Origin of the sequence: Novosphingopyxis baekryungensis DSM 16222 (assembly GCF_000420305.1) — a bacterium.
Classification (GTDB): Bacteria; Pseudomonadota; Alphaproteobacteria; order Sphingomonadales; family Sphingomonadaceae; genus Novosphingopyxis; species Novosphingopyxis baekryungensis.
Window position 1 is genome coordinate 41,289 of sequence record NZ_ATUR01000009.1, and the last position, 24,191, is coordinate 65,479.

Below are 24,191 nucleotides of genomic sequence, written 5' to 3' on the forward strand. Positions count from 1 at the left end.
CACATACGAGCAAAATCTCGCAGAAGATTCTGGCGTGCTTTGCAAGAGTTTTGCGCTTCAAGCTGGGCGCTTCAGCCGGACGCGTTCTTCCACGCCCCCATGGAACCAAGATAGATGTCGAGGTGCTCGAAACCCTTGCTGGCCAGCCAGCCCGCAGCAACGCTCGCGCGCATTCCGCTGGCGCACATCAGCGTGTAGTGATGATCCTGCTTTAGCTCTTTCCAGCGGGTGTTGAGTTCGCCAACGTAGATATGCTCTGAGCCATCGATACTGGCCTGTTGTCGCTCTTCCAGATCGCGCACGTCGAGCAAAGTCCACCCATTGGTGTCCTGGTCGAGCCTGCGCGCGACTTCGTCCGTCCCGATCATGGGAACGCTGCGCATCGCAGCGCCCTGTGCCGCTGCAGGAACGACGCCCACGTAACCGCCAACGATGTTGTCAAAACCGATGCGCACCAGATGCGCCATCGCCTTGGCAAGCTGGTCTTCTTCAGAGGCGACCAGCGCTATCGTCTCGCCCTCTCCGATGAACCACCCGGCAAAGGCCGGAATCATTCCCACCGGAAGGCACATCGCGCCCGGCAGGTGGCCGCCGGCATAGCCAAGCGGTTCACGAACGTCGATCAGGTGATCAGCGCCGCTCCTCGTAATTTCCTCTAGCCCCATGCGGCGGGGCCGCATGATGCGCGGCGCAGCATCGGCGCCTTCCAGATTGAGCCGCTCCATCAACCGGAAATAGGGCGGCTGGTAATGGTGCTCTGCTATTTTTGCCTGAATGAATTCGTCGCGATCAGAGATACGCAGGCGCGAATTGTTGCGGCGTTCGTGGCCGACCGTGGAGAATTCGCGGTCCGCCATACCCGATCCGCAGACCGAACCCGCGCCATGCGCCGGGTAAATGATTGCCTGGTCTCCGAGGCGGCAAATCTTTTGCAGGGAATCGTACAGCAGTCCGGCAACTTCCTCCTTGCGCTCGGGATAGAAATCGGTTCGCCCGACATCGCCGACAAACAGCGCATCGCCGGTGAAGACGCCAACCGGTCCTTCGGAATATTCGATGTCATGGATAACGAAAGCGAGATGGTCGTCAGTGTGACCGGGCGTTTCAAGCACTTCGATTTTCAGTTGACCCAGTTCAAAGCAATCGCCTTCGCGCGCAGTCTCGGCAAACACGACTTCGCCCGCTGGATTGGGCCCGTGATAGACCCTCGCGCCGGTCATTTCGGAAAGGATCGGCGATCCGCTGATGAGGTCCTCATTGCGGTGGGTCTCGAAGATGTGGGTAATCTCCAGTCCTTCGGCGCGGGCCTTCTCCACATAGATTTCGCAGTCTCGGCGCGGATCTATGACCGCAGCCTGCCCGGCGGCACCGATAATGTAGGAGAGTTGCGAAAGACCCGGGGTTTTGATCGTCTCGAAATACATGTGGCTTCCTTGTGTCTTACTCGTAATTTGTGATGTTCAGGCCGATTGAGCCTCAATCAATGGTATGGGGCTCAATCGATCCCCAGTTCGGCTTTGATGGCGGCAGGGCTCTCTAAGCTCTCGTTTTCGGGCCGGCCGATGGCAGGCTTCGCGTTGATCCAGGTGTCTTCGAGTACGAACTCGAGAAGGCTCGCTGCAAGATCCGCGTGACGGCATCTAAAGCAACCATCTGCCAGACGTTCGTCGGTAATCACCGCTTCGCCGGTATAGGGTTCGTCAAGCAACCAGCCGGGCCGCGCGGCAGTCCATCTGACACCCGGAGCGTCACTCAGCATCGCCTCCATTGCACGCATCTGTTCCAGGATGTTGAACAGTGCAGGCTTGGCCGTCAGCTCAAACCAGGCAGGAACGCTCGACTGGTGTTCGACGAAGGCCGCGGAGATCACGGCAATTCGGTCTATATCGGTTTGCTGCATCGCTTCGAGCAGATTTCGCGTTCCTTCGGTATAAAGCGGTGGCGGATCGATGGCATTGCTCGGACCAAACCCGACACCGAGCGTCGAGATGACGGCGCGGCAACCGTCGAGTTGGCGCGCGAAATCATCCGACAGAACATCGCAGTCGATATATTCGAACTCGCCTATCCGCTCGCTCGGCTCGGGCAGATTGTGTTCAAAGGCGCGGATCGGTACGTCGCGGTCAAAGGCATGCTTCAAAAGCGCGGTGCCTGTTTTACCGCCGGCGCCGAAGACGGCAATCGGCCTGGTATCGGGCATGGGATCGCTCCTTTTCAAAAATAATGTCTGCAAGCAAAACCAGCCAGAGCGGGCGCATGGGCGAGCGATCGCTCGCCCGTGCGTCCTGCTTTCATCAGGCTCCGCCGCCGGAACAGGTGGTATAGCCCCAGAAGCCAAATTCATCCTTGGCTCTTGGCGCAGCCACGATCATCTCCTGCATCTGCAGGCCCGCATCGCCTTCATCATCCAGCATGCGCGTCCTGATGCGAAGCTCGCCGTTCGAATAGCTGTCCGGGCCATCGGCAGTGACCGGAATGAGGGTACCGTTGATCTTGATGACGCCCTTTCCGCTATCGTCATAGACGAAGGACGGGAAGGCAATTTCGGTCAGCCGGAATTGACAGGAATTCTGCGCGCCCAGCGCAGCGATATCTGCGCTATTCATGGTCTCGGGAAGCATCAGGCCGGGGCTGACATTCGCCAGAGCAGTGGCGGCATCCTCAATGGGGGCTGCGGTTGCGGGCGGATCTAGCTGTGCCTCGCGGTCATTGCCCGGGGCGGTGTTGGAATTGCAGGCGGCGAGCGGCAATGCGATGGCCGCTATAAGCGCGAAGTTTTTCATTGCTGCATCTCCCCTGGCAGGCGTTCTTCGGTTCGCGGTCCGTTCTGCTCGATGTCGTCGATCAAATATTTCATCTCGGCGATTTCGCGGCGCTGGGCGACGATGATGGCCTGTGCGAGCTCGCGCACTCTTGGATCCTTCAGGCTTGCGCGTTCGCTGGTCATGATCGCGATCGAGTGATGCGGGATCATCGCGGCCATATATTCGGTATCGTCGACGGTGGTTTGACTGCGCACCAGCCACAGGGCGAGGGCGAACACGACGGCACCGACGCCAAGAATGATAAAGTTCTTGGTCCGGTCCTTGTACATGCCCCACATGAAAAGGAGCATCACGATCATCATCATTCCGCCCATGACGAACATCATCCAGAAGCGGGTTTCGCTCCAGAAGATATCGTCAACGGTGAACGTGTTGGCATACATCAGGAAGAACATGATCACGGTTGAGGTCGAGACCATGGCCATGAACCGCCAGTAGCTCCCTCCCCCTCCTTTGTCCGAGTGGTTCGTCTTTTCGGTCATGCTTTTTCTCCTTCATGCATCATGGTCCAGAATAGCTGCGCCGAGCAGCTGATGAGTGCGAAGCCTGTCAGGGCTTCGACGCCGGCGAGCACCCTCAGGTGGTCGGTCGGATAGATGTCGCCCAGACCAAGCGTGGTCACATTGATGAGCGAGAAATAAAAGTAGTCCATCCAGTCCATCGCCGGGGCCTTGTCGAACCCTCCAAGATCCCATTCCGCACCTAGCCAGAAGCCGACCGCGAACAGGATTGCGACCAGAAAATGCGACCCAAGGACGAGCAGCGAGACGCCAAGTTTGGCCAGCGTGTCTCGCCTGCGACCAAGGAGGCGGTGGCCGACACCAAGGATCGCGAGGTGTGAAGCGACAGCCAGGAGGAACAGAGCGACGGCAAGAATGAGCGCAATGATCATAGGAAGGCCTTTGCGCCCATCCACAGACCCATGCCCATCATGAACAGGTTCTCGGTCAATGAGACGAAGCCAAGCGGAACATTACTGCTACCCCCGACGCAGGCGCATTTGAGCTCGCGCTTATCGATGTAGACCGCCTTGAATACGCTGACGGCGCCAATAGTCCCGATAAACAGCGCCAAGGGAGCCGAGAGCCAGGTCAGCGCGCCAGCGGTCATGAGAATACCCGCGGCGGCTTCGCCGAACGGATATACGAATCCATACGGCACCCAGCGTTTGGCCAGCAGATCGTAGTTCAGGAACATCGTCGAGAAGCTGCGCACGTCTTGCAGCTTCTGGACAGCCAGCAAAGTCATCGACAGGCTCACGAACCATTCTGCCGCGCGCACGGTAAAAAGGTTGTCGAAGAACGCCCAGCTCAGCCCGAGCGCGAGCAGCAGAGCCACCGCGAAAATCGCGATGACGGGCTGATAGCTGGTTTCGCCTTCCTTGGGCTGCGAGCGCCTCTTGCCGAAGAATTCGCGAACGTCGTCGTAACCACCGATGCGCTTGTCTTCGATAAAGGTCTGGGGCGTGGTTTCAACGTCGTGCTTGTCTTTAAACGCGTCGGTTTCTTCCCTGCTTGTCAGGTGATTATCGTCGACCTCAAAGCCTTGCCGCTTGAGGAGATCGATCGTCTTGAGACCATAGGGACAGACATGATCCTCCATCACCATGCGGTAAACCGTCGCTGTTCGGGTCGTCATAAATCGCTCCATTGGGTCTGTCTGGCTGTTCTTTTGGGAAACGCCGAGAATCGGGTGTGGTTTCGAAACGAATTCGCTTCGAGAGCTTCACAATCGAGAAGGAAAAGCCTGTTCATCCCGTTTCTTCCGACTGATCTTTCTCGGGTGATGCAGGAGCATCGGGATTGCGCGAGAGGAAGATCCATTGGCCCAAGAATACGATAGCGATCCCGATGATCGCATAGGCTACAATCGCAGGATCGCTGCGCAATTTGGCTGCGGTGAAGGCTGCGAGGACCACGCCATCTGCCGCCAACGCGGCAAGAAGTACCGTTGCGCTTGCACCAACTTCTTTGCGCAGATGGCGCAAGACGCCCCAGTGCACCAACATGTCCATCACGAGGTAGAAAAACGCGCCCAGCGAAGCGATCCGCGACAAATCGAACAGGGCGGCGAGCGTGCCGGCAATGACCACGGTATAAACCAGCATGTGGCTGCGTATCCCGCCGCTCATGCCGAAATGGCTGTGCGGGATCATCTTCATTTCCGTCAACATGGCCAACATGCGTGAGGCAGCAAAAACACTCGCGATCACACCCGAAATGGTAGCGGTGAGAGCAATAGCGACAGTGAAATAGAAACCCATCTGCCCGAAAGCCGGCCGCGCCGCTGCTGCCAGCGAATAGTCGCGCGCCTGTACGATCTGTGAGATGCTGAGACTGGAGCCGACGGCTAGTGCGACAAGCAGATAAATCACGATGCAAACTGCAATCGAGATCATAATCGTGCGACCGATATTTTTGTGCGGGTCAACCATCTCAGCGCCGCTGTTGGTGATCGTGGTGAAACCCTTGAAGGCCAGGATCGAGAAGGCGACCGAGGCAAGCAAAGCATCGGCATTTGATAGCTCTACCGGCTCTGAAAATGCGCCGCCCCACAGTCCGCTGGCCCAGATCGCGGCAATCGCGAAAATCGCGATCCCGCCGATCTTGATGCTTGACATGATAACCGAAAGGCCGCTGACTGATTTGTTACCCGCCGCATTGACCAGATAGGCAAAGACGATAGCGGCGAGCGCCGCGGCGGACACAAGCCAGCCGGTGCTTTCCAGACCAAAGGGCCGCAGAGCGTAGGTTGCGAAGGTTCGTGCGACAAGGCTTTCGTTGATAATCATCGATAGCGTCATCATCAGCGCGGCTGCTGAGGCAACGACTCCCGGCCCGTATGCCTTTTGCAAGATCATCGCGATACCGCCAGAGGACGGCCATTTGTTCGACATCTTGATGTAACTGTAGGCCGCCAGCGAGGTTACCAGCGCGCCAGCAATAAAGGACAGCGGGAAAAGCGGACCGGCAAGTTCGGCGATCTGCCCGGTAAGCGCGAATATTCCTGCGCCGATCATGACGCCGGTTCCCATCGCAACACCGCCCAACAGTGTTATGGATCCGGCAGTACTGCCCGTTCGATCGCGACTATGTCCTTGCAACACATTCCCCTATGGATGTCCTCTCGTCGGAAAAACATCATTGCCGAAAAGTACGTTTGGCAGGGCTTCACCCCTCAAAAAAGAATCTGTGAGAATCCAGGCGTCTGCGTGCGACCGGGTTAAAGTTATATCGGCCCGGCTTCTCTTCGTTGAAGGTGCGCCTGAGCTTCGCGAACATCCAGCTCCCGGGTACTGTTTCCGGTGCGCAGCATGAGATGAGCGACACCCCCGTCGGTGTAGTAAACTGGATGTACGCTCTTCTCGACGATCACCCTGCAAACGGTCAGCCCGCCAAGGATATGAAAACGACTATGGACCAGGGCACAAGCATGCCCGCCTAGGGCGTCTCTTGTAGTATCCATCAAAAGTCGTTCGAATCCATCTTGGTTAGCGTGCTTGAGCGTTCGCATATCCGCTTCAATGCCCGCAACAGCCCCGTCGTCTTCCACGCCGATCAAGAGCGTGCCACCTTCATGGTTGAGAAAACCCGCTATTGTCTTCACGACAACCTGCTGCAGGCGCCGGTTTACGCGCTCTTCGCGTCTGTCCCAACGCATAGACGACTTGAACTCGACATGCTCTCCTTCGCCCCGGGCAATGAGCAAAGGTAGTTCTTCTTCGAGCTCGCGTTCAAGGAAACGAACTTTCGAGCGTTCATCCAAAAGGCGGCTGTGATAAATACCAAATCCGAGCCCAATCGCAGCGCCCAAGACTGCATAAACAGCGCTCATCGTCATCATTTCGAACGCGAATGCCGAAGACAGGCGGTCAAGCAGAAAAGCGAGCGCGTTGCTATCGGCGGCAGTATTCGAAGCGCCGAATTCATACCAATAGACAAGTGTTGTCGCCGGATGAAGGATCGCGAAACCCATGATCGCGCCTATGACGGTGTGCAGAAGGAGACCATGTCTATCGTCGCTGGATCGATATCGCGAAATTGTTCGTCTCCTGTTGACGGGTCATTCTAATTGGCGCCGCTAGCCTGCTTTTATCGCATCCGACATCTGCGCCGGATCGAGTGCTCGATCCGATCGATAGAGCGCCGTTTCAAGCCAGTCTGATTTCCTCGAGCGTTATCTGAAGTACCGGTACAAAGGCACCACGATCACAGCAATGTACCACCCATATAAGAAGCTGCCGATTGCGCCTGCAAGGAATCCGGACAGCGTCAACCACTCGAAGCCAGGAAGCAGCGGCTCCCAGGCTTCATGCATATGGAACCGTTCGGGCGCGAGCAGGCCGAAAGCTATGCAGATCAAGTAGCTGAGGAGCAGAAACAGGCTGAGTGTCCAGCCCCAGGCGAGGATCGACGATTTGAGCGAGCGGTCTTGCATGAGCGATCTCCTCTTGAATTGCGATTATACGGGTCGGGTGGCGGTTACGGATAGGATGCAAAGACTTTGTGGCCGCTCGGACCAAAAGCGATGACCTCATAGGGCTGCACTCGGTCGCCCATTTCCATGCCGGGGGAGCCTATCGGCATTCCGGGAACGGCGAGGCCGGTTACTCCCTCGGGCCTTTCGCGCAGGAGCCGCGCGATCGCTTCGGCGGGTACGTGACCTTCGATGATGTAGCCATCGACTTCCATTGTGTGGCACGACCACAGATCCTGCGGTACGCCCCTGGCTGCCTTGAGCGCACTCATATCGTCAGTATCGACCGAAGCCACTTCTGCTTCCATGCCGCCCTCGACATGTCCTGCCCAGCTCAGGCAGCAACCACATCCCGGATCCCGGAACATGGTGTAGGTTGCGGCCTGTGCGGCATTCGAGCACGCCGCCAGCGTGAGAAGAACCGATGCCGTCAGCGAACGCCGCAGCGGCTTCGATGGGTTGTCTTTGATCATCTTACATTTCCTTTCTTGGTGCCGCGCCAGAGCGAAATGGTTCCGGTTGCGGTATGGATTTGAGCGAGCAGCTCTGCGTTTGCAAAAATTTCATCCAGCAATTTTTCGACTGCTCCGTCAGCGCTCGGCTGAGTATCCTCGACGCCGTCGAGAAATTGCACGGTTGTCCGGAACAGTGCGCGCATCAGCGGGCGGTCCTGCCGCATATAGTCAGCGATAAGTGCTACACCGTCCGCAGAGAGCAACCTCTCGATCTCGTCAAGAATCGCGCGTTTTTCCGGCAACGGAACCTGGTGCAAAACGAGGCTACTGACTATTATGTTGGGCCGCCAATCATCGGCAAGCACGAGGCTGTCGAGAAAGCCGTTGTGCCACCGTACCAGATCGGCACCCTGTCCGAACTTTTTGCGGGCTATGGCCAGCGCGGCAGGGTCGGGTTCGACGCCGACCAAGCCCGCTTCGGGACAGTCTGCCATCAACGCCCGCAGTAACGTCCCCGTGCCGCACCCGACATCGATGACGCGGTCGCCAGGTTCAAGCCGAGCCTGTCTGACGGTCTCCCGGCGCCATTTCGCCTCACGGGTGAATATACCAATTGCACGATCATAGAACGGTGTAAGCCAGCTCCTGCCAAGCAGGGGAGTGAACTCCCGTTGCGCTTCTGTGAGGCGTGCATTTTTCACCATATGATTCCCGGTCTGTTCAGACAAACTTCGCTATTGTCCGTTGCACGTTCTGATACGCACAGCGGGGCCGCAGCCCTCAAAAAAGAAATTTAAGGGTTCGGGAATTCTATCGCGTATAGGAAGCAGGCAACCGACAGGAGCAATGGATGCGTGACAATCAGACACTCGATGCGATGCTTGGTACGCTGGGCGCACAGGACTCCTTCGAAGTCCCGGACGATTTCATGACCGGCGTGTGGCAACGGGCTGGCCAGCTTGGCGAAATCGTTGAACGACGCCGCAGGATGGCCTTGTTCGCGGGCCTGTTCGTAGTCGGCCTGGGAGCCGGCGCAGGCACCAGCGGGTGGCCTGCACAATTTGCTGGTTCGCAAGCAAGCATAGCAGATAGTATCATTGTAGGAGAGCGGCTCTCGCCCTCCGCGCTGCTGCACGTGGAGCGCTAGACATTGAAGAAATTGCATATTGCCCTCGCTGTGCTGCTCGCGGCACTCGCCGGTAGTCTCGGTGCGCTCGGCGCGGATCGCTGGGCCAATCACGATGCTGATACGGGCCTGCACGCGTTCGTGCATGACGAACTCACGTTAACCAACGAGCAGAAGCAACGCCTTGAAGCACTCGAAGCGCGCTTCGCTGTGGAACGGGCCAGGCTCGACGCCTCTGCGCGCGCTGCCAACGCCCAACTCGCGCAGGCGATGGAAGCCGAGCACAAATACGGACCCGAGGTGGGGGCGGCCATCGATGAGGTTCATGCCCGCATGGGCGATCTACAAAAATCAACGGTCCGTCATGTCTTCGACATGCGTGAAATTCTCGACCCCGATCAGCAAAGACGATTTGACCAGCAAGTGTCCAAGGCTCTTACCGACAGCCCGCGCAGCTGATCCCGCATGCCGGCAAAAAGGGGCAATTCAGAACAAATATTTGTCGCGCAGGTAGTGGCCGGCAGCGGGCAGGCGTTTTCGTCTCTCGTCGAGGCCCACGTCGCCCGGCTGATTGCGCTTGCGACGCGTATGCTGGGGTCCTCCTCGTCCGCTCAGGACGTGGTCCAGGACAGCCTCGCTTCGGTATGGATCACCCGGCATCGCCTCGATGCCGCCAAGCCCATCGGCCCCTATCTGACGACGATTGTACTGAACCGGTGTCGCGACCGACTTCGCCGAAGGAAGGTCGTCGGTTTCTTCGGTTTTCCGAGTTCTGACGAGATACAGGCGGTGGCCGACGACACGCCCGATCCCGAAAACCTTGCAGCGAGCCGTGAGCAACTCAGGTTCGTCGAGGCGGAGATCGGGCGGTTGCCCATACGCCTGCGCGAAGCGCTTGTGCTCGTAAGTGTCGAAGGCCGAAGCCAGGCCGAAGCCGCCGCGTTGCTCGGCACGACCGAGAAGGCGATCGAGACGCGCATATATCGTGCGCGCAACCGGCTGAGAGAACGGGTCAAAAACTTTGAGGGGTACAGCTGACAGGCGCGTAAGGGTGGGTGTATGTCACATCAGGAGCCGCATTCAATGATTTCCGTAAATCGACGCAAATTCCTTGGTACGGGAGCAGGCGGGATGGGCCTGCTTGGCCTTGCCGGAGCAATGCCGGCCTGGGCGCGCGGCGGTGACCTCCTGGCGGGAAATGCCCGTAAGGGACTGGACGAGGTGGCGGGGCCGAATATCGACCTCACCGTAGCCCGGTCCGCCTTCGCAAGCGGCAACAGGCGCGGCGGCGCGATCGCTGTCAATGGCAGTATTCCAGGACCTCTCCTGCGCCTGCAGGAAGGAACGACGGTCCGGCTAAACGTGCATAACCAGCTTGAGGAAGATACGTCCATTCACTGGCACGGGCTTCTCGTACCATTTGAGCTCGATGGCGTTCCGGGAGTGAGCTTCCCCGGGGTCAAGCCGGGTGAGACCTTCACCGCCGAATTTCCCGTGCGGCAATCGGGAACTTACTGGTGGCATTCGCACAGCGGCCTTCAGGAACAGGCGGGCCACTATGGCGCGATCGTGGTCGATCCCGCAGGTCCCGATCCGGTGCAGGCCGACCGCGAATATATCGTGGTGCTGAGCGAATTCAGCGACATGTCGCCCCACACGATCTTCGACAAACTCAAGAAGGGCGAGGGTTACTTCAACTACAACCAGAATACCTGGACCGACGATTACCCGCTCTCGGGTGAAGACCGCCGGATGTGGGCGAAGATGCGCATGATGCCGACTGACATCCTCGACGTATCGAGCGCGGCCTATACCTATCTTCTGAATGGCCATGGCCCGCTGGACAATCTGGAGTATCTGTTCCGACCGGGTGAGCGGGTGCGCCTGCGCTTTGTCAATGCCGGCGCGATGACCTTCTTCAACATCCGCATCCCCGGCCTACCCATGACAGTGGTTCAGGCTGATGGACAGAATGTCGAACCGGTCGAGGTCGATGAGCTGCAGATCGGTGTCGCCGAAACCTACGACGTTGTCGTCACCCCGCGCGAGGAACCGGCCTACACGCTGGTGGCGGAGTCGATGGACCGCTCTGGCATGGGCATCGCGACGCTGGCGAGCAGGCCCGGCGCGCGCGCAGCAATACCTCCGCTGCGCGACCCGCCCCTTCTGACCATGGCAGACATGGGGATGAGCGGAATGGACCACGGTGCAGGCAGTGGTGGTGACATGTCTGGTATGGACCACGGAAACGATGGTGCCATGGCGGGCATGGATCATGGCTCGAGCGGAACGCCGGACGGCGACGCAATGGCGGGGATGGCAGGCATGTCGGGCATGCAGATGCGCGATACGTCGCTTTTGCCTCCGGACGTCGAGGTTGGCCCCGGCCTCGACATGGTGTCGATGAATCCGGTGGATCGCATGGGCGATCCCGGAATCGGTCTTGCCGATGTGCCCCATCGCACGCTCGATTATCGCAAGCTTCGCGCGCTGACGCCCCACCAGGAGGGCAGAACGCCGTCCCGGCGGATGGAAATCCATCTGACCGGCAATATGGAGCGCTACATGTGGTCGTTCGACGGCAAGAAGTTTTCCGCTGTCTCCGACGAACCGATCCGCTTCGCCTACGACGAGCGGGTCCGGGTCAAGCTCATCAACGACACGATGATGGCGCATCCGATCCATCTCCACGGTCATTTCTTCGAACTGGTCAATGGTGCCCCTGCGGATCGCCAGCCTTTGAAGCACACGGTAATCCTGCAGCCAGGCGGCAGCGCCCAATTCGACCTGACAGCCGATGAGCCCGGTGACTGGGCCTTTCACTGTCATCTTCTATACCACATGCATGCCGGAATGTTTCAGATCGTCACGGTCGCCAGTCCGGACGGGAGCGAAGCATGAAGACTTTTGTAGCAAGCCTGCTTGCCTCGCTCGCAGCCGGAACGATGCTGTCGGCACCGGCTTCGGCACAGCATGCCGGGCATGACACCAGTCAACCCCAGCCCGGGGCTGGGCTGGTCACGGGCCAGGATGCTGCGGACAGGTGCGCGCAGGAAGCGCAGCGCCATCGGGACATGGGCCATGCCGTTGCGGACGGCGCCTGCGAGCCGACCGCCAGCGACCAACCGGCGATGGATCACGGAACTATGGATCATTCGCAGATGAACCATGGGGCGATGGCCGAAGGTGAAGAACGTTCGGGCATGGAGATGCCCATGGCGCAGTCCGGTCAGGAATCCATGGAAATGGATCACAGCCAGATGAATCATGGCGATATGCCTCAAGGCCAGGCGAGCCAGGGCGAGATGGACCACAGTCAGATGGGCCAGCTTTCCGCGCCGTCACCAGCCATGCAGGGAATGGATCATTCCGCAATGCAAGGGTCTGCCGACGATATGATCCCGCTCCTCCCGCCTCCGCCCGAAGCTGGCAGCGGCCCCGCGCGCGCCGGTATTGCAATTTGGGGCGAGGAAGCCATGAACGAAGCCCGGCAGGAGCTGGTCCGCGAAACCGATGGCGGCATGCGGCTATGGATACAGGGCGACCGCGTGGAATACAGGGCACGCGAAGGCGCGGACGGCTATCTCTGGGACGTCCAGGGTTATTACGGCGGCGATATCAACAAGTTCTGGTTTAAATCCGAAGGTGAAGGCAGCTTCGGCGAACCGATCGAAGGGGCCGAGGTCCAAGCTCTGTGGAGCCGGGCCATCGCACCCTTTTTCGACTTCCAGGCAGGTGTCCGACAAGACCTGACCGGACCTGAACGCACCCATGCGGTAATCGGTATCCAGGGCATTGCTCCTTACAAGTTTGAAATGGATGCAGCGGCATTTATTTCCAATAAGGGCGACGTGACGGCCCGCATTGAGGGGGAGATCGACCAGCGCATCACCCAGCGCCTGATCCTACAGCCACGTGCCGAACTTGCACTTTCAGCGCAGGACATTCCGGAGCTGGGAGTTGGCGCGGGGATCGATCGGATCGAAGCCGGTTTGCGCCTGCGCTATGAATTCGCGCGCGAATTTGCGCCATATATCGGCATCTCCCAGGAATGGCGGATTGGCGGCAGCGCCGATTATGTCCGCGCTGAGGGCGAAGATCCCAGCGTGACGAACTACGTCGTCGGCGTCCGGTTCTGGTTCTAGAGAAAGGAAAGACTAATGAAAAATTCGATGATTATTCAAGGTTTGATGGCTTCGGCCCTCGCAATTTCCGCAGTACCGGCGATGGCGCAAACCATGGATCATTCGGCGCATCAGGAACAAACTGAGGCGATGGAGATGGACCATTCGGCGCAAGGCATGAACCATGCCGATCACATGGCGGCCATGAACGACGATGTCGCCGGTGCAGAAGCGGCTCTGGTTGCCTACCGTGAGGCATTGGTTGCCCGCGACGCTGACGCAATGGATGCCCTTTTTGCCGACGAATCCTTCGTTTACGAGAATGGAAAAGCCGAAGGCAGCTTCACGCATTACATGGAGCATCACCTGGGACCTGAACTCGATGCGATCACCAGTTTCACCTTCGGCGATCCAACCGTCGCGGTTACTCGTATGGGCCACCTGGCATATGGGCGAGAGACCTACACTTATCGGATCGAACTGGCGGATGGACGCGTGATCGATCGCGAAGGAGTGGCGACGTCGGTTCTCGCTCATGATGCTTCCGGGTGGAAGATCGTGCAATACCATTCCTCGTCTCGCGCGCCGCGGAACCCCTGATCAGTCCGGGAGGGGGCAACCGAGTGGCGAAACGCTCGTTTAAGCTGCGCCTGCATGTGCTGGGCAGCAAGCTGCACAAATGGCTGGCGATTTTCGTCGGCGCTCAGGTGCTTCTGTGGATGGCCACCGGAGCTTTGATGTCCTTTCTCGATCTGGAGGAAGTACGATCCGAGCACGTCATCTCGCGCGCAGCGCAAACACTTCCGCCCGATGCAGCTATCCCGCAATGGCTGTCCGACCGCGATGGCATTGCCGCGATCACGTCGCGGGCTCTTGATGGCATGGCTGTTACCGAAGTGCGGCGAGCCGATGGCATGGTGAGCCTGCATGATCCACAAAGCGGGCGGATGTTATCTCCCATTCCCGCAGCCACCGCACGTTCAATTGCGCGCCGCGCCTGGGTGGGTCCGCAAACATCCATCCGCGCGGCGCGCCTTGTCGACGAAAGCGTCGGCACCGAATTCAGAGGCCCGTTTCCTGCATGGCAAATCACCTACAATGACGAGGCAACCACGCGGGTCTATATCGATGCATCGAGCGGAGCGGTCCTTTCCGCCCGTAGCGACACGTGGCGGTTCTTCGATTTCATCTGGGGGCTGCACATCATGGACTGGACGCAGCGCGACCGCATCAACAGCTGGTGGCTTTTGCTGTTCGGCATCGGCGGGACAATTATCGCGATCTCGGGCTTCGTCTTGTTGGCCAACAGGTTTCCGAGGATCAAGCGCTGGGCGAGCCTTGGCGAAGTCGTTCCCTGAAGCTGTTCGCAGTTCAGTTGCGCTCGGTTTGAGCAAACCGAACCAGAAGGATCGTCAGCAGAGGCACGATCGTCCACATTGCGATCGGGATCAGAGCCATGCCGGTCAATGGATCATGGGGCATGAGATCGCTATAGCGCCAGCTCAGCATGCTGTCTGACGGTAGCGACGTCGCTATAATTTCGACAGCGATTGCAACGACAAGCCCGAAACCAAAGTATATTGCATGAGGTATCTTGGCGCCTCGCCGAAACCAGGCGCGCCCACCCTTCATGGCTGCGAGGGTGTACGCTGCGAGCAGGACAAGTCCATCGCCCAAACTCGCAATGCCGCAGCGAATGGTCTGTTCATAGGGTTCGAGATTGCCGGAAACGAAAAACGGCATCTGGTAAATTTCCCAGACGAACGCGATCAAGCTGCCGCAAATATAGACTAGCCAATAGGTTCTGGTCACGTTGCCAAGATACCGCAGATCTGTGCATCAGGAAGCCGCGCGCGGCCTGCATTTTCGGTCCTCGATTGCGCCTGCATTGCCAGATTACTCAGCCCCTCCATCATCCGCATTGTCGGCAAGCCGAGCAGCGCGGTCAAGAAATTTGCGCATGTCGTTCGCTGCCAGTTCGGTGAGGGGGTGCCTGCTCGCATCGGGACGGGGCTCAATCATGTCCGCGCGCTTTCTGATCTGTTCGATCTGCTCACTGTTCGCTCCGGACAGCAGGCCAAGAACGATGTTTTCGAGCGTTATGAGACGAATGCGCATCTGCACCAGCTCGGCGTGATCCGGTTCCGGGACTTCCCAGCTGCCGTCTTCGTTGACCGCGCTCATTGCAGCATTCCCGGCGTCTTTTCCGATACCATGACGTCACCTCTCTTTTTTCTCCCGGCTTCTGCCGAAAACGTGGCTGAAAATCAGTAATGCTGCAACCGGCTTGGCTGTTGGCCTACCCTTCGCCGCCACCATCTTTTGCGTGATTGTTTGAGGGGGAGCGACGTTCGCTGCGTAAAGGTGATGAATGCACAAGGCATCCACCACATGACCCAAAAGGGAATTTGACAATGAACCGCACAGCCCTAGCTCTCTTGCTGGCCACTGGCCTGACAGCCTCCCCGGCAATGGCACAGCAGCAGCATGACCACGTAAATCAAGCTGCAGCACAGCAGCAGGAACACGCTGGCCACATGATGCAGGATCCCGAGGCCATAACGGCCCATCGTGAAAAGATGGGTGAAATGCGCGCGCTGATGCAGCAAGCCCGCGCCGCGAGCGATCCAGCCGAACGCCAAAGACTGATGGCCGAGCACCGCGAAAAGATGCAGGAGCACATGGCGGGCATGATGCAGGGGGACAACGCCGGCATGATGGCGGCCTGTCACCAGCGCATGACGATGATGGACGATATGATGGAGCAGATGGCTGCGCAGCAGGGCATGGCGCAGAACGATTAGGAACCGGTGGCCCGGGTGGGTGCTAACGCCCCCCCCCCGGGCTCCGCTCGCTGCCATGGATCGCAATTTGGCTAAACGTTCAATTGCCCGAGCACGCGAAATTCGAATGCATCCCGCGCTAGCGTACCCTCAATAAATTGTTCTGAGGGGTGAGAGCTCCAGATGCGTAGCAATCTGCATATTCAGCGGTAAGTCGCCATGAAAGGGTACCCGTCATTATGAAGCCATTCCAACTGTTAGCGCTCGTCTTCGCAAGTCTTCTTTGGGTCAGCCCGGTGCACGCGCATGGCGACGAAGCGCATGGCGGGGCCGCGAATGCAGCTGCGCCTGCGACAGCCAGTCCAGCGAACAATTCCGGTGAAGCCCAGGAGCTATCGAATGGCGCTTCGGGTGACGCTCATGCTTCAGGCGGGCACGACGAGGCATCGGGAGAGACCGCCGATGTCAACGAGGAAGGCATCGTCGGTGTGCTCAAGAAATTGCATCCTGCCACGATACATTTCCCGATTGCCCTGTTTCTGATGGCCGCGCTGACCGAGCTCTTCATCGGTAAGCGTAGAGAAGCCGGGCTGGAGCCCGCCGTACGCGTGCTCATTTACGGCGGTGCGGGCGGCGCCGTCATTGCTGCCATATTCGGGTGGATACACACCGGACTGTGGTTTGGCGGTGATACGGCTATGCAGCTCCATCGCTGGAACGGCATGCTCATTGCCGTTTTGGGTCTTGTGCTCGCCGCGCTAGCCCACCGCCGCCCGGAGAGCCGGACCGCGCTGCGCATTGCGCTTTTTTCGATGGCTGTGCTCATTTTGGCCCAAGGATTTCTCGGCGGCGAACTTGCGCACGGCCCTGACCACCTTGGTATTTCCTGGCTTTGAAGGATAGAATTATGCGTCAATTAAAATGGAAGAAGATCGTTGGGCCCATCTCTATGGGAGTGCTGGCTCTGGGGCTTGCTGCCTGCGATCAGGGATCGCCAACACCTGAAGAAGTAGATGTCTCATCGACGATTGCGGATCCAACCGCCTCCCCGGCGGCTGCGGCACTGCCGGAGGAAAATGGAACCGCAGCCGATGTTCAAGATCAACAAGCGGACGCGTCCCGTGAGAATTTGACTGGAGACCCTGCGGCAGCGCCTGCCAGGCCGCAGCCTTCTCGCCCGTCATCCGAACCCGTCGCATCACCCACGCCGGAAATCACGCGTCCAGAACCAAAAGGGGAGTCGACGCAAGCTCCCGACCCACATGCCGGTCACGATATGCAGTCCATGACTGGTCACGATATGGAAGGAATGTAACGGCAGCAAAGGTGGCTAGGGGATTGTTCGGGCGAAGTTTTAGATAAGGCGCGGCGAGAAGGCTGCGACCCATAGAGCGACAGGACCGGCGTGACGATACTTGGTGATCGAGGGAGGCCGCGGATAAAAATGTCTCGCACGGATTTTCCGCCACTCCTCTCTGCATCAACTGAAAAGCGGCCCCTCCCCCCCAAGCCCTGCGGGTCGCAGGTGCACTGGGGTCGCTCAGGAACCCCGCGCGCCTCCAACCCCTGCGCGGGGTTCCGTTTTTTGGTAGGGGTCTGGATCGCGGTAAAGGTTGGTCCGCAGCCCGAATTTGCGCGGATCAATGGTCCGGATGGCCAGCTTGGAGAGGAGAGCCATCAATGGTCCATAAGAAGAAATATATCGCAGTATCGCGGTGGGAAGATGAAGGTAGAACACTGCCCTGCGGCCCCGAGGAAGCGCGTGCGGCCATCTGCGACGAGTGGGGTATTCCCGCGCTGTCGGATGCGGAACTTATCCAGCTGCGCATCCGGGTCATTGCTCTGGAAAATATCGTCTTAAGTCCTCTCGTTTCGTTTGGGCGTGATTGAGCGCTAATACATCGACACATTCTATCGTGAGCTCAAGCTCCTGACAGTTTATGCCTTTGAATCAACATGGTTATTCTACCCAAACGGACTAGAAATGGAATATGGGGAAAACCGCCAGTCCCACCGCATTCATTGACTGGAAAGGATTTTGGTGCTTAAACAGGAGCAAGGAAAGATATAACCATGCCTCAAGTCAACCGATACAATCCAATGGAGCGCCAGCGCGAAAAACAACGCGCCCGGGTGCAGGATGATCGTGACTTGAACGCTGGCAACATATCACCTGAAGCGCTGAATCGCCAGAACGGCTTTTTCTCGTCACTTGATCTGTCAAACGCATCGGTGCGTCGCCGCCGAGCCTGATCTGGTACCCGAACAGCTAGCTCCCGAGACCGTACTTTCTATCGCTTCTCACATTGTGCTGGAAGATGGGGCGTTTGTTATCGGCGGGCAGGCGCTCAATCTGTGGGCCGAGCTTTATTCTGATCTCGAAGAGCTGAAACTTTATCGGCCTTACACATCCAAGGATATTGACTACTACGGCTTGCAGGACGCAGCCGAGAAGCTGGCAGCAGCCCTCGGCGGAAAAGTTCTGATTCCTGAAATCGACAATCAGACGCCGCAAACCGCCATTGTAGAAGCGCTGGTTGACGGGAAAGAGCTCAAAATCGACTTTCTCGGCCACGTCCTCGGCGTGCGGCCCGACCATCTCAATGATTTTGTCGCCGAAATTATTGTTCCATATACTCAGAACGGTGAGACCAAGCATCTCGCGATTCCAGTCATGCATCCGTTACACTGTCTGCAAAGCCGCATCAGCAATCTTGCCGTTTTGCACAGAGAGGATGACACCGCCAAACGTCAGGCAGAAGCGGCTCCGTTGGTGTTGCGGGAATATATCAATCGCGCCCTCGAGGATGGTGATGTGAAAGAAGCCATCAAAACGCTTCAGCGGCTGTTTGACTTCTTGTCGAAAGACATCACCGGAAAACAATCTCACCGGCACATAAACCGAGATCCGATCGAGGTTATACAAGCGTTTGTCGATGATGAACGCCTCGATGAAAGATTTCGAATAATTACGCTGAAAAACATGATCCAGAAAATCGAGCGACAGCGAAGCGCTCTGGGCCGCATATGGGAAGTTTTGTCCTTGCAGAAATTGCGCAAGGGCGAACGGCTCTATGGCAAAAGCTGATGAATGTACCTTGCAACGCGTCGCTTGTTCAGCAGGTTAGATGATGAGAAGCAAACCGAGCGCGCCGAGCAAAACTGATGAAAATCCAAAAATCGTCTTCGCAACGGACGTCTTGCGCGCTTTGCCACCTTTTTGAACCTGCTTTTTGACCCGGTCGATGCCGGTCTTCAATCCCGCTGTTCCGTCCCAAACGTCGATCAGCCCCCACATAAGCAATGCGCTGGCAACGACTGCCGCGAACTCGCTTGGTGTTAATCCGCCCAGTCCGAACGATATGGTGGCACCGGTCACGATTGGCAGCATAAGAACCTTTGCAATATCCAGCGCACTTAAAATCGCCAGATGATCGCGTTTGAATATCGATGGCATGAGAAAAAGGGGCCGATCACATTGATCGCAAGCCTTGGCAGGATACCGCGAGCGCCATCCTGTCATAAACTGCCTGCAGAACGGGCACTTTGCCTGTCGTTCGTTCATTGTGCCGGCCCCCAATTCCCTATGCATCACGTTGTTTTCGAGCACTGCCCGCTGTCGCAATCGGCACCAACTTCGCAATCGTCGCATTCCATGCAGTCAGTGCAATTGGCAGCAACTTTCACTTGCCTACAATCGCTGCATTTGACAGCGTCGTTCAGTGCCGAATTGCGCGCTGTTTTGCCCGCGGTGGCGGCCATATATGCTTTCATCTTCTTTGCCTGGACGATGCGGTACTCCGCGCTGCGCTCGGCGCCTTTCGAAGGTGTTTTTGCATCGCCCTGATCGGCCGCAATAGCACGCTCAAGGTCAGCTGCGGTGTGCATGTGGGAAGGATCGATCCCTTTGCAGCACTCACTGGCCATTGCGGGACTGGCGATCATGGCACTTGCCAAAGCGGCGGCTGCGATCAGTTTCTTCATCATGTTACATTTCCTTTTCTTGTAGCCGGTATTGACCGGCGGTTGGTGGCCCGCGTTCAAGTCGCGGTTCTTCGACGTGATCGAGGATTATTTGCGAAGGCAGAGCCTCCGAAATTCATTGAAATTGCAGTGAGGTGAGGAGGACTTTTCATCGCCAGAAACCGTCTTTTCGCTGGCCGTGACGGTTGTCGTAATCTTCCTTCTTGTCGTAATTGCTCTTCCGGATGCCGACTTCGACCCGGTCACCGCCGACGCTTCGAATATGCAGATCACGCAAGTCGACCCTGTTTCGATGCGCCCAATTCTTTGCTTCGCGTTCGCTACCGAACGTCCCTGCGTCTTCGTAATCAAATGCCATCTTGGCCTCCTTTCAGGCGTTCGTTCTCGATGTTTGGGATTTTGCCGGGAGAGGCGGCAGCGCTTCTTCAATGTCCAGCGCGTCGCCGATCAGACTGGCGATGCTTTGTTGCGTCGGCCGTCTGCCTGCAGAAATGCGGACTGTCTGAAAGCCAGCGCGCCGCGTCAGCTCGTCCCGGTCGCGGTCGCGGTCGCCTCGCGAATTGTGGGTTCGGTCATCCAGCTCAACGAGAAGGATAACGGCGCCGGTTTCAGGATCTTCGACAACAAAATCGATCCGCTTGGAACTGAACTTGTTGAATGTCGTCCACCATTCCGACTTGGTGAGACCTTTCGCGGGGTTCATGATCGCGCCCATCGATACCTGCGAATGTACTCGCGCTCCTGGCAAAGCACGTTCGATCATGAAGCAGACCCTGCGTTCAGCCTGCGTCATGAGCGGCTTCGGGCGGACCTTGAGCCGGGACAGATAGCCTGGCGCTGCAAAACGAAGAAAGATGACCAGAAGGAATGCGGCGGCCGCAGCCATGAGAAGCAAAGTTTCGGCTTTCATGGCTGACTTCCCGCGATGAGGTCGAATCTTGCCAGATGCGGCGACCGTTCAGATCTTTGTCTTGTCATGTGATAGGTTCCTTCAGGTGACGCCGCGCCTCACCAGGACGCGGAAAAATGGCGTAGATGCGGTGTTTTCCGAGCGGAGCGGCCATTTTGGTAGCGAGGTGGACGAATGCGACAGCAAGGGAGCCGACGATCACTGCAGCGAATATCGCCAGACCCAGCGCGATGAGTTCGGCCGCGAAATGATGTTCCATCACTTCGTTGCGGAGATCTGCACAACCCTGGACCCCGTACAGATCCAAATCGCACACAAAACTTCTCTCCCCCTCCAGCTCCTTTGCTAATCCTTCAAGCCCGGCGGCCTTTGAAAAATTGTGCATGGAGGGGTCTTGAGCCAGTATCTGTGCGAGGCTCTGGTGAGTGGTATCGGCACCGGCTAATGTGTTGGGTTTCGCTTGCATGATGGTTCCTATCTGCTCCGCTCGATGTTCCGTTCTGGAAGGTCGATTTGCGGAACAGCGCGAAGGCTTTCCCGGTCGACATTTGGCAAAGGCGGGAGCTTGTCGCCATTGCCGCGTAGGTGGTCTGGAATCTTGGGATTGAAGTCCGCGTGGACCTTCGTTTCCCGTATTTCCTCGATCTGTTTGATCCCAAGCGTCTCCAGCGCGCTGGTTTTGTCGCCGGGATTGCGGCCGATCTGGCTCAGGAGCCGTTCGCGGTCGTTGGTCACTATGGTGATGTCGTCACGGACGCGGGTCATCATGACGAGTGCAAGGCGCTGGTTGGACAGGTGGCGCGCAGACGAGTGCATCTCGCCAATCGCCATGTCGCGCGTGTCACCCTGAGCCTGGTGCATATTGAGGGCGTAGGCGAGCCCCATGCGCTCCAGCATCTTGTCGTTCTGCTTGAGCTCGACGGTTTCTCCAAGCTTGTTTTCTATGGTGACAACACCGCCTTTAATGCCGAGGACTTTCGCCTCTTCAGACTTCATGAGCCTGCGAGCGTCGTCCTTTTCGGTCCACCTGATCTTGTCGCCTTCATAGATCTTCTCATAATGTTTTTCGGAAAGCCGCAAGGCATCGCGCCGATCAGCGGGATCGATCTTGGACGGGTCCAGCGTAGTCTTCCGGCCATTTTCGTCGGTCAGCCGAACGCGGTCTTTGCTATCGATGCCTTGGACCTGGTAGCGGCCCCTCTGAAGCCCGTCCGGCGCGTTGCGGCGCACCACATCCAGAACCTGCCCTTTCTGATATGTTGCCGTGTAGCGGAGTTCTTCTCGTGTCGCGTGCGCAGGAAGAAGGGTGGTAAGCGGCTTTCCCTCGCCCGTTAGTTTGCCTTCGGCTCGCAGGCCGTCCTGAACCATTCGGTTAAGCGAGGCCCGCGCATCGCGTCCCGACGAATAGATGGCTGTCCGGCCGCGGTCCCCGTCCGGCAGGGCAAGCCAGGTTTTGGCCGCAGTTTCGAGATGATCTTTGCCAGCTTCAATGACGCGCGCGCCCAGCGACTGAAAACTCTCCTTGAAATTGCCGGAGCGCGCCAGACCAGCGGCGACTTTCATATGATCGGTGCGCTGCCGCAGGCTCGTATCGAGCCGCGCCATTGCAGGATTGTCGCTCTGGATCAGCGAGAACGCTTTACCTGCTTCGATGGAGAGGAGCTGCGCCTTGTCGCCAACCATGACGAGCTTTTCGACACCTAGCCGGTTAGCCACCATCAACAGGTCATTCATCGGCTTGTTAGCCACGAGTGACGCTTCGTCCAGCACGAGGATCTTGTCCTTGAGTGCTGCCTTGGACGCTTCGAAGTTTGCTCCCTTTCCCGATATCGCTCCGCGCAGATGCTGATTGAGAAACGACGAAACCGTTTTGGCTTCTATGCCCCCTTGGATGAGCTCGCCGCCCGGCGCACGGATCTCGGTATCGCCCCGAAGATCGTTGACCATCTTGTTGGCGAAGGAGAGGCCGATCACCTCCTTGCCTTCCTGGTGCGCGACGCTGGCGATCGCGGAAATAAGAGTGGTTTTGCCAGCGCCAGCAACGCCTTGAATGACGACTGTGCGATCGTCACTCGACAAGGCCATGGTGCCGGCCGCGATTTGCTCAGCGTTCAGGGCATGATCTCCCGACACCTCGCTCAAGCGTCCTGGCGCATCGCCAGCTGCAACCAAGCCTGGACTGGCATCTTTGCCGCTTGCCAGATTGTCACGGATCGCGTTTTCGATGTCGCGATGTTCCGGGGTCGTGAAGTTCTCGACCGTCTTATCGAGCCGGTCTGTTTTGCCTTCGAGCATCTGGCCGCTGCTGACCAGCTGCCCCATTCGCTGTTCGACACCGCCGGCGGTCACACCTTTGATCCCAAGATCGAGAGCGGTCTTTATCAGCTCTCCTTTGGTCCATGATGTCTCCCGCTCTCCGACGACCCGGATTGCTGACGCGGTAGCAATTTCCGTCCGCAGTTCGGTTGGTGTGAGAAGCGTCCGTGCAAATCCGTTCGTTGCGAGATCATCTGCCGGGCGGGTATAGATCTTGACGGTATCTCGGATGGTCTTGAGCAGGTCCTGAACCTGCGCAGGTGTTCCGAGCTTCTGCTCTTTGTCATCAGTGGTCCTGGCCCTCGCCTGTTCGACCATGGCCTTGGCGTCGAATCCAAGCTTTGCAGCGCGGCCGTGCCACTCTGCGCGAAGCTCAATTTTATTGTCTGGATTGAGTTTGGGATCGCGCGTCCTCTTGGTGATTTCGCGAAGGGATTCTGTTTCGTTGGCGCCCCTCCCCAGCTTCGCGGCAGTCTCCAAGATCTCCTGTCTTCGCTGGCTGAAAGCATCGATGACATCACGGTCGACGCCCTTGATCTCGAATTGCCCGTGCTTGCCGGTAATCTCGGTTTGATAGCCTAGCTTTTCAAATTCCGTCCGGAGAGACGCATTGTAAATCGAGCCCAGGACGGAATTATTTTTCCAGATTTCGCCGTTCCAGAGCGCCTTCCAGTTGCCATCCTTGTCCTGCGTTATTGGCGCAATGACAGCATGTGTATGGTTTTGAGGGTCCAGCTTCCGGCTCGTATCATGCTGGAAGAGGGCATAGACCAGGTTGCCCGTCTTCACGCCCTCGCCGCTCGAAGAGCGCGAATAGTCACGCTTCTCGGCCATGTTTTGCTCGAGATAGCCCATTACCGATTTAACGGCATTTTCCTGCGCTGTGAGAAGGCGCTTGTCGTCGCCTAGCTGGATCATGAGACTGCCGGACTTCGGCATCGAAAAGGTGAGGTCTATGCCAGCGCGGCGGTTTTCGTTGCTATTGACGAGCGTGCCATCGGGAAGCTTGCTATCGAGAATTTTCTCGAAGTCTTCTTTTGAAACTTCGCCGGAAAGCCCAAGGACTTCGGCTCCTTTACCGCCCCACTCGCTCAATTCACCAACATTGGTGCCATCTCCGACATAATAGTCATCTTTGGCAAAATAGGTTGCAGCGCCGCCGGCGGATACGACTGATGCGACTGACAGCATA

At 57.9% G+C, this 24,191-nt stretch carries 32 protein-coding genes; 13 read left to right on the forward strand and 19 right to left on the reverse strand.

Translation table 11 applies throughout. The features are described from left to right. Nucleotides 1-71 precede the first annotated feature (71 nt). The 11 genes from G410_RS0114120 to G410_RS0114170 form a co-directional block, all read right to left on the reverse strand. A complete protein-coding gene (locus tag G410_RS0114120; protein WP_022674316.1) occupies nt 72-1,424 on the reverse strand; it encodes an MBL fold metallo-hydrolase in 1,353 nt (450 codons plus the stop codon). A 71-nt stretch (nt 1,425-1,495) separates the two neighbouring features. After that, a complete protein-coding gene (locus G410_RS0114125; RefSeq protein WP_022674317.1) occupies nt 1,496-2,200 on the reverse strand; it encodes an NAD(P)-dependent oxidoreductase in 705 nt (234 codons plus the stop codon). Nucleotides 2,201-2,294: 94 nt separating this feature from the next. Then, nucleotides 2,295-2,783 carry a DUF6692 family protein gene (locus G410_RS0114130; protein ID WP_022674318.1) on the reverse strand — a complete coding sequence of 163 codons (489 nt, stop codon included), beginning with the start codon at nt 2,781-2,783 and terminating at the stop codon, nt 2,295-2,297. Continuing rightward, nucleotides 2,780-3,307, reverse strand: a complete 528-nt coding sequence (locus G410_RS0114135) for a DUF305 domain-containing protein (protein ID WP_022674319.1) — start codon at nt 3,305-3,307, stop codon at nt 2,780-2,782. Before G410_RS0114135 ends, G410_RS0114130 begins: the two co-directional genes overlap by 4 nt. Further along, on the reverse strand, nt 3,304-3,717 hold the full coding sequence (locus tag G410_RS0114140; RefSeq protein WP_022674320.1) for a potassium channel family protein: 414 nt from the start codon (nt 3,715-3,717) through the stop codon (nt 3,304-3,306). The genes G410_RS0114135 and G410_RS0114140 overlap by 4 nt, the downstream gene beginning before the upstream one ends. Next, nucleotides 3,714-4,463 (reverse strand): glutaredoxin family protein, encoded by a 750-nt coding sequence (locus G410_RS0114145; RefSeq protein WP_022674321.1) that lies wholly within the window; start codon nt 4,461-4,463, stop codon nt 3,714-3,716. Before G410_RS0114145 ends, G410_RS0114140 begins: the two co-directional genes overlap by 4 nt. Before the next feature lie 112 nt (nt 4,464-4,575). Then, a complete protein-coding gene (locus G410_RS0114150; RefSeq protein WP_281163340.1) occupies nt 4,576-5,883 on the reverse strand; it encodes an APC family permease in 1,308 nt (435 codons plus the stop codon). A gap of 170 nt (nt 5,884-6,053) precedes the next feature. Next, nucleotides 6,054-6,800 (reverse strand): AlbA family DNA-binding domain-containing protein, encoded by a 747-nt coding sequence (locus G410_RS16970; RefSeq protein ID WP_022674323.1) that lies wholly within the window; start codon nt 6,798-6,800, stop codon nt 6,054-6,056. 201 nt (nt 6,801-7,001) lie between these two features. Then, nucleotides 7,002-7,262, reverse strand: a complete 261-nt coding sequence (locus tag G410_RS0114160) for a DUF5676 family membrane protein (RefSeq protein WP_022674324.1) — start codon at nt 7,260-7,262, stop codon at nt 7,002-7,004. Nucleotides 7,263-7,306: 44 nt separating this feature from the next. Continuing rightward, complete coding sequence (locus G410_RS0114165; protein ID WP_022674325.1) at nt 7,307-7,774, reverse strand: DUF411 domain-containing protein; 468 nt, start codon at nt 7,772-7,774, stop codon at nt 7,307-7,309. Continuing rightward, entirely contained in the window at nt 7,771-8,484 is a 714-nt protein-coding gene (locus G410_RS0114170; RefSeq protein ID WP_245559375.1) for a class I SAM-dependent methyltransferase, read from the reverse strand. The genes G410_RS0114165 and G410_RS0114170 overlap by 4 nt, the downstream gene beginning before the upstream one ends. Nucleotides 8,485-8,606: 122 nt before the next feature. On the opposite strand from G410_RS0114170, the gene G410_RS0114175 reads away from it, so the two are divergent. From G410_RS0114175 to G410_RS0114205, 7 genes are read left to right on the forward strand one after another with little or no spacing between them, the layout of a single operon-like run. Then, nucleotides 8,607-8,903: a hypothetical protein gene (locus G410_RS0114175; protein ID WP_022674327.1), complete on the forward strand. Its 297-nt coding sequence runs from the start codon at nt 8,607-8,609 to the stop codon at nt 8,901-8,903. A gap of 3 nt (nt 8,904-8,906) precedes the next feature. Continuing rightward, complete coding sequence (locus G410_RS0114180) at nt 8,907-9,341, forward strand: periplasmic heavy metal sensor (protein ID WP_022674328.1); 435 nt, start codon at nt 8,907-8,909, stop codon at nt 9,339-9,341. 6 nt (nt 9,342-9,347) lie between these two features. Continuing rightward, nucleotides 9,348-9,920, forward strand: coding sequence for an RNA polymerase sigma factor (locus G410_RS0114185; RefSeq protein ID WP_022674329.1), 573 nt, complete (start codon nt 9,348-9,350; stop codon nt 9,918-9,920). Nucleotides 9,921-9,965: 45 nt separating this feature from the next. Then, nucleotides 9,966-11,783, forward strand: a complete 1,818-nt coding sequence (locus G410_RS0114190) for a copper resistance system multicopper oxidase (RefSeq protein WP_033317711.1) — start codon at nt 9,966-9,968, stop codon at nt 11,781-11,783. Next, nucleotides 11,780-13,027, forward strand: coding sequence for a copper resistance protein B (locus G410_RS0114195; protein WP_022674331.1), 1,248 nt, complete (start codon nt 11,780-11,782; stop codon nt 13,025-13,027). The genes G410_RS0114190 and G410_RS0114195 overlap by 4 nt, the downstream gene beginning before the upstream one ends. A 15-nt stretch (nt 13,028-13,042) precedes the next feature. Then, complete coding sequence (locus G410_RS0114200; RefSeq protein ID WP_022674332.1) at nt 13,043-13,606, forward strand: YybH family protein; 564 nt, start codon at nt 13,043-13,045, stop codon at nt 13,604-13,606. A gap of 56 nt (nt 13,607-13,662) precedes the next feature. Then, nucleotides 13,663-14,364 carry a PepSY domain-containing protein gene (locus G410_RS0114205; protein ID WP_033317720.1) on the forward strand — a complete coding sequence of 234 codons (702 nt, stop codon included), beginning with the start codon at nt 13,663-13,665 and terminating at the stop codon, nt 14,362-14,364. Nucleotides 14,365-14,377: 13 nt separating this feature from the next. Here the strand turns inward: G410_RS0114205 and G410_RS0114210 are convergent, their stop codons facing one another. Both G410_RS0114210 and G410_RS0114215 read right to left on the reverse strand, forming a co-directional pair. Beyond that, nucleotides 14,378-14,818, reverse strand: a complete 441-nt coding sequence (locus G410_RS0114210; protein WP_028971516.1) for a hypothetical protein — start codon at nt 14,816-14,818, stop codon at nt 14,378-14,380. Between the two features lie 84 nt (nt 14,819-14,902). Next, nucleotides 14,903-15,190 (reverse strand): hypothetical protein, encoded by a 288-nt coding sequence (locus G410_RS0114215; protein WP_022674335.1) that lies wholly within the window; start codon nt 15,188-15,190, stop codon nt 14,903-14,905. 230 nt (nt 15,191-15,420) lie between these two features. Between G410_RS0114215 and G410_RS16975 the strand changes: the two genes are divergently transcribed. The 6 genes from G410_RS16975 to G410_RS0114235 all read left to right on the forward strand — a co-directional run bounded on the left by G410_RS16975 (nt 15,421) and on the right by G410_RS0114235 (nt 18,877). Next, nucleotides 15,421-15,810: a hypothetical protein gene (locus G410_RS16975; RefSeq protein ID WP_033317712.1), complete on the forward strand. Its 390-nt coding sequence runs from the start codon at nt 15,421-15,423 to the stop codon at nt 15,808-15,810. 218 nt (nt 15,811-16,028) lie between these two features. Further along, entirely contained in the window at nt 16,029-16,685 is a 657-nt protein-coding gene (locus G410_RS0114225) for a DUF2231 domain-containing protein (protein ID WP_022674336.1), read from the forward strand. Nucleotides 16,686-16,696: 11 nt separating this feature from the next. Further along, a complete protein-coding gene (locus G410_RS18080; RefSeq protein WP_156851972.1) occupies nt 16,697-17,104 on the forward strand; it encodes a hypothetical protein in 408 nt (135 codons plus the stop codon). Nucleotides 17,105-17,469: 365 nt separating this feature from the next. Further along, on the forward strand, nt 17,470-17,679 hold the full coding sequence (locus G410_RS16980) for a hypothetical protein (protein ID WP_022674337.1): 210 nt from the start codon (nt 17,470-17,472) through the stop codon (nt 17,677-17,679). Between the two features lie 183 nt (nt 17,680-17,862). After that, nucleotides 17,863-18,042 (forward strand): hypothetical protein, encoded by a 180-nt coding sequence (locus tag G410_RS18085; RefSeq protein WP_156851973.1) that lies wholly within the window; start codon nt 17,863-17,865, stop codon nt 18,040-18,042. Next, complete coding sequence (locus G410_RS0114235; RefSeq protein ID WP_022674338.1) at nt 18,002-18,877, forward strand: hypothetical protein; 876 nt, start codon at nt 18,002-18,004, stop codon at nt 18,875-18,877. The genes G410_RS18085 and G410_RS0114235 overlap by 41 nt, the downstream gene beginning before the upstream one ends. A 36-nt stretch (nt 18,878-18,913) precedes the next feature. Here G410_RS0114235 and G410_RS0114240 read toward each other — a convergent pair whose 3' ends face one another. The 6 genes from G410_RS0114240 to mobF form a co-directional block, all read right to left on the reverse strand. Next, on the reverse strand, nt 18,914-19,354 hold the full coding sequence (locus tag G410_RS0114240; RefSeq protein WP_156851974.1) for a hypothetical protein: 441 nt from the start codon (nt 19,352-19,354) through the stop codon (nt 18,914-18,916). 26 nt (nt 19,355-19,380) lie between these two features. Then, complete coding sequence (locus G410_RS0114245; protein WP_022674340.1) at nt 19,381-19,776, reverse strand: hypothetical protein; 396 nt, start codon at nt 19,774-19,776, stop codon at nt 19,381-19,383. Nucleotides 19,777-19,921: 145 nt separating this feature from the next. Then, the gene (locus G410_RS0114250) at nt 19,922-20,131 is read right to left on the reverse strand and encodes a hypothetical protein (RefSeq protein ID WP_022674341.1); all 210 of its coding nucleotides are present in this window, start codon (nt 20,129-20,131) and stop codon (nt 19,922-19,924) included. A gap of 12 nt (nt 20,132-20,143) precedes the next feature. Further along, nucleotides 20,144-20,683 carry a DUF2726 domain-containing protein gene (locus G410_RS16985; protein WP_022674342.1) on the reverse strand — a complete coding sequence of 180 codons (540 nt, stop codon included), beginning with the start codon at nt 20,681-20,683 and terminating at the stop codon, nt 20,144-20,146. A gap of 64 nt (nt 20,684-20,747) precedes the next feature. Beyond that, nucleotides 20,748-21,149, reverse strand: coding sequence for a hypothetical protein (locus tag G410_RS0114260; protein WP_022674343.1), 402 nt, complete (start codon nt 21,147-21,149; stop codon nt 20,748-20,750). Between the two features lie 8 nt (nt 21,150-21,157). Continuing rightward, on the reverse strand, nt 21,158-24,190 hold the full coding sequence (gene mobF / locus G410_RS0114265) for a MobF family relaxase (RefSeq protein WP_022674344.1): 3,033 nt from the start codon (nt 24,188-24,190) through the stop codon (nt 21,158-21,160). Between the last annotated feature and the right edge of the window lies 1 nt (nt 24,191).